Source organism: Streptomyces sp. NPDC055078 (assembly GCF_053607985.1).
In genome coordinates this window covers 1-2,938 of sequence record NZ_JBSGUP010000865.1, presented here as the reverse complement: position 1 = coordinate 2,938, position 2,938 = coordinate 1, and the positions used below count along the sequence as shown (strand labels likewise).

The following is a 2,938-nucleotide window of genomic DNA, read 5'->3' as shown; positions in this document are numbered from 1 at the left end:
GGTGCCGCCTCCGTACTGACGGAGGCGGCACCTTCGTGCGTACTGCCGCCGACGGGTTTCCCGGAGCCGTTGGTCACGCGAGCCCGTTCTCACGCAGCGCCAGCCAGATGCGGCTCGCGGTGTCCGGGTCGTCGAGGTCCGTGCCCAGCAGCCGGGTGGCGGTCGCGATGCGGTGGCGCAGGGTGTTGCGGTGGACGCCGAGGTCGGCGGCGGCGCGCTCCCAGTGGCCCCGGTGGCGGAGATAGGCGGCGACGGCGCCGACCAGATCGGTGCGCCGGTAGCTCAGGAGGGCGTCCAGGGACGGGGCGCCGGGTGTGCCGGGGGCGGTCAGGTCGCGCAGGGTGCCGGGCGGGAGGGCCGCCAGGGTGCGCCGGAGCGCCGGGAGTTGCCGGTGCAGTTCGGCCACCGAGGTCTCGGGGCCGAGGGCGCCTCTGGCCCCGTGGGGGTGTTCCGAGGTCAGCCGCAGTGCGGTGGCCCGCATGGCCTCCGCGTCCTCGCCCGGGATCAGTGCCCAGACCTCGTCCGGTTCGTCGACGGCCAGAAGCTGCCGCCCATGGCCCGCCGCGACCGGTTCGAGAGCGTCGAAGACGGCGTCGGTGCCGTCGGTGAGCCCCGCCATGGCGAGCAGCCGGACCCGGGGGGCGATCGCGGGCAGCCCGAGGTCGGCGGCGAGGGAGCGCGCGGCGTCGAGATGGCCGCTCAGCAGCAACCGGACCACACACCCCCGCGCGGTGCGCGCCGCCGTGACGCCCCGCCGCCGCTGCTCGCTCTGCAGGGCGAGCAGGGCGCAGGCGGTCAGGACGAGCTGCCGGTCGGGGGCCTTCATCGGACGGGGGCAGCCGGTCGCCACGAAACCGCTCAGCGGGCCCCGGCCGGTCAGCGGATGGAGAACGACATCGTCCCCGCCGAGCGGGAAGGTCGCGGATGAGTGCGGGCCCGCGACCCGCAGCCGGGCGACCTCCGCCGCGATCCGCCCGGCGCTCGCCCGGTGCGCGCGCGGCCAGACCGCCGTCACCTCGCCCTGAGGGGTGAGCTGGGCTGCCCAGCCCTCCACCGCGTCGGCCAGGGTGCGCACCACGGCGCGGACGGGGTCCGGTCCGGCCGCCGAGCGCACCAGTTCGCGGTGGGCGCCGAGGGCCGCGCTCAGTTCCTCCTGCCCGGCCGCCGCCGTCAGTGACCAGTAGGTGCGCGCGACGGTGAGAAAGGGGGTGGGCGCCGGCACGGCCAGCAGCGGCAGCCCGGCGCTCTCGCAGGCCCGTACCAGGGTCTCGGGGACCGTGCCGTGCACCGGTCCGAGGCCGATGCCGAGCGCGGTGACGCCGTGGGCCGCCAGCCGCGCGGTGTACGCACGGGCCTGCGCGGTCTGGCCGGTGAGCCCCATGCCCGTGGTGAGCAGCAGTTCCCCGCCCGCGAGATACGGCGTCGGATCGGTCAGCTCGCTGACGTGGACACCGGTGATCTCCCGGGGCGGCGGTTCGGCGGGCGCGACGGGTTCGAGGTCGTCGCCCAGCAGTCGTACGAGGTCGTCGAGCGCGGGCACGGGACCTCCCGGGGGTCGGATGTTGTGCGAGACGTACAAGGTCTCATCATTATCGGTCGGAACATCCAAGGATTTCCAGGGCCGGCCGCGCATAGCTTCGGGAGCACCAGAACACTGAGCCAGCCCCGCGCTACGGAAGGACGTCCCGGATGCCCCCTGTTCCCCCTCCCGAGGTGAGCCCTGGCGCCGAGGTCCGCTCTGGCGCCGAGGTCAGCCGTCACCCCGAGGCCAGCCATGACACCGAAGTCAGCCGTGACACCGAGGTCCGCCATGACACCGAAGTCAGCCGTGATCCGCGTACCGGCGCCGCGACCGCCGGGCCGCCGGTCACCACGGCGGCGGAGCTGTCGGCCCTCCTCTCCGCAGCCGCGCGCGACGCGGGAGGTGTCGCCGCCACCGCCCCCGCCGTACGGGCGGCCTGGCTCACGGCCGTCGCGGACGCGCTGGAGGAGCACGCCGACGAGCTGACCGCGCTCGCCGACGCCGAGAGCGCGCTGGGCCCGGACCGGCTGCGCGGCGAGGTGGGCCGCGCGGCGGCGCAGCTGCGCTTCTACGGGTCGGTCGCCGTCGAGGGCGGCTGGCTGGGCGTACGGATCGACGGGCCCCGGACGACCGGCTCGGTGGAACTGCGGCGGATCAACCGGCCGCTGGGCCCCGTCGCGGTCTTCGGCGCGAGCAACTTCCCGTTCGCCTTCGGGGTCGCCGGGCACGACACCGCGTCCGCGCTGGCCGCCGGCTGCCCGGTCCTGGCCAAGGCGCACCCCGCGCATCCCCGGCTGAGCGCGCGGCTCGGCACCCTGGTCGCGTCCGCGCTGCGTGGCGCCGGGGCGCCCGACGGGTCGTTCGCGCTGGTCACCGGCTTCGACGCAGGGCTCGCCCTGGTGGACGCGCCCGAGGTGACGGCGGTGGCCTTCACCGGGTCGCAGAGTGGCGGTCTGGCGCTGGTCGAACGCGCGGCCCGCCGCCCGGTGCCGGTGCCCGTCTTCGCCGAGATGGGGACCGTGAATCCGGCGGTCCTCACTCCGGCCGTCGCGGCGGACCGGGCCTCCCTGACCGAGGCGGCGGAGGGCTTCACCGGGTCGTTCACCCTGGGGCAGGGCCAGTTCTGCACCAAGCCCGGTCTGCTGCTCGCCCCGGCGGGCAGCGGTGCGGCGGATGCGGTCGCCACCGCGCTCAGCGGCGTACGGCCAGGACCGCTGCTGACCGAGGGCATCGCGGCGGCCTGCCGGCAGGGTGTGGCCGATCTGGTGGCGGCGGGGGCCGAGGTGATCGCCTCCGTACCACCGCAGGCGGAGGGGTTCGCCGCCGCGCCGACGGTGCTGACAGCGCCCGCGCGGGCGCTGCGGCCCGGCTCCCGGCTGCTGGCGGAGTGTTTCGGCCCGGTGGCGCTGGTGGTGG

The 2,938-nt window shown here is 76.1% G+C and carries 2 protein-coding genes; one reads left to right on the top strand and one right to left on the bottom strand.

Going from position 1 to position 2,938, the window contains the following annotated elements; translation table 11 throughout:
- Positions 1 to 73: 73 nt before the first annotated feature.
- Positions 74 to 1,540 (bottom strand): PucR family transcriptional regulator, encoded by a 1,467-nt coding sequence (locus ACWF94_RS37855; RefSeq protein ID WP_453499382.1) that lies wholly within the window; start codon positions 1,538 to 1,540, stop codon positions 74 to 76.
- A gap of 149 nt (positions 1,541 to 1,689) precedes the next feature.
- Between ACWF94_RS37855 and ACWF94_RS37850 the strand changes: the two genes are divergently transcribed.
- Positions 1,690 to 2,938, top strand: a 1,249-nt coding sequence (locus ACWF94_RS37850; protein WP_453499380.1) for an aldehyde dehydrogenase family protein, incomplete at its 3' end; no start/stop codon positions are given.